Origin of the sequence: Pseudomonas sp. E6002 (assembly GCF_013385565.1) — a bacterium.
GTDB lineage: Bacteria > Pseudomonadota > Gammaproteobacteria > Pseudomonadales > Pseudomonadaceae > Aquipseudomonas.
This window is the reverse complement of record NZ_JACAPT010000069.1, coordinates 1-1807: the sequence shown is the minus strand read 5'-3', so window position 1 is coordinate 1807 and position 1807 is coordinate 1. Positions and strand designations below refer to the sequence as shown.

At 62.5% G+C, this 1807-nt stretch carries 1 protein-coding gene; it reads left to right on the top strand.

Translation table 11 applies throughout. The annotated features are described in order from the left end of the window. Positions 1–1807: condensation domain-containing protein (locus tag HX815_RS31435; protein ID WP_256351193.1), on the top strand; the 1807-nt coding region annotated here is incomplete at both ends.

Genomic DNA, 1807 nt, shown 5'->3' with positions numbered 1-1807 from the left:
GGCGGTGCGCGAAGCCGTGGTCTTGGCCCAGGAAGGGCTGAACGGCCAGCAATTGGTGGCTTACGTGATCCCGGCGCAAGGTGCCGAGGATGCAGGCGCCCTCAAGGCGCAGTTGAAAGCGGACCTGCCGGACTACATGGTACCGACGCACCTGCTGTTCCTGAATGAATGGCCACTGACCGCCAACGGCAAGCTCGACCGCAAGGCCCTGCCGCAGCCGGACGCAAGCCAGGTACAGCACGAATACGTGGCTCCGCAAAGCGCGCTGGAACAGCAAATCGCAACCGTCTGGCAAGACGTGCTGAAACTGGAGCGGGTTGGTCTCACCGACAACTTCTTCGAACTGGGTGGCCATTCATTGCTGGCTACACAGATGGTGTCGCGCATCCGCCAACACCTCGGCATGAACCTGCAACTGCGCAAGCTGTTCGAAAATGCCAGCCTCAAGGCTTGCGTGGCTGCGCTTGAGCCAATCCAGGCGGCGATGCCTGCGCGCATTCCAAGGGTGCCGCGTGATCAACCGTTGCCCTTGTCCTACGCCCAGCAACGCCAGTGGTTCCTTTGGCAAATGGAACCCTCCAGTGCGGCGTACCACATCCCTGCGGCGCTACGGATTCATGGCCACCTGGATTTGAAGGCGTTGCAACGCAGCTTAAGCGCACTGGTGCAGCGTCACGAGAGTTTGCGCACGACCTTTGTCCAGAAGGACGAGCGTGCGTTCCAGGTTATCCATGCCGAGTCCGGTCCGCTGCTGACGCCGCAGTTTCTCGACCTGACCTCGGCCAACCAGGCCGAGCAGATCCAGGCGTTTGTTCGCGATCAGATCAGCCGGCCGTTCGACCTGCAGAACGGTCCGCTGCTGCGGGTCGGGCTGCTGCAGGTGGCCGACGATGAACAGGTGCTGGTGCTGACCCAGCATCACATCGTCTCCGATGGCTGGTCGATGCAGGTGCTGGTGCAGGAACTGATTGAGCGTTATGCCGCCTATAGCCAGGGTGGATCGGTTGAACCGGTGGAGTTACCGATCCAGTATGCCGATTACGCGGTGTGGCAACGCCAATGGATGGACGCCGGTGAGCGTGAGCGGCAGCTGGCTTACTGGACCAACGTCCTCGGCGCTGAACAGCCATTGCTGGAGCTGCCTGCGGACCGTCCGCGACCGGCACGCCAGAGCTTTGCCGGCGCCCGTCTGGCCGTCCAGTTACCGCAGGCATTGGGCCAACAGCTGCGGCAACTGGCGCTGGGTGAAGGTTGCAGCCTGTTCATGCTGTTGCTGGCTTCGTTCCAGGGCCTGCTGCACCGTTACAGCGGCCAGTCGGACATCCGCGTGGGCGTACCGATTGCCAACCGCAACCGGGTCGAGACCGAAGGCCTGATCGGGTTCTTCGTCAATACCCAGGTGCTCAAGGCTGAAGTCGATCCGCAGCAGCGGTTCAGCGAACTGCTGCAACAGGTCAAGACGGCGGCACTGGGCGCCGAGGCGCATCAGGACCTACCGTTCGAGCAATTGGTCGAAGCCTTGCGCCCTGAGCGCAACCTGAGCCATAGCCCGTTGTTCCAGGTGTTGTACAACCACCAGAGCGCCGGCCGCCAAGCCATCCCGCAACTGCCGGGGCTGGTGATCAAGGCCCAGGAGTGGGAAAGCCGTACCGCCCAGTTCGACTTGACCCTCGACACCCTGGACGCCGACGGCGAGCTCAGTGCAACCCTCACTTACGCCACCGACCTGTTCGACGCAAGCACTGCACAGCGTATGGCCGCTCACTGGCTGAACTTGCTGCAAGGCATCGTCGCCGATCCGCAACGG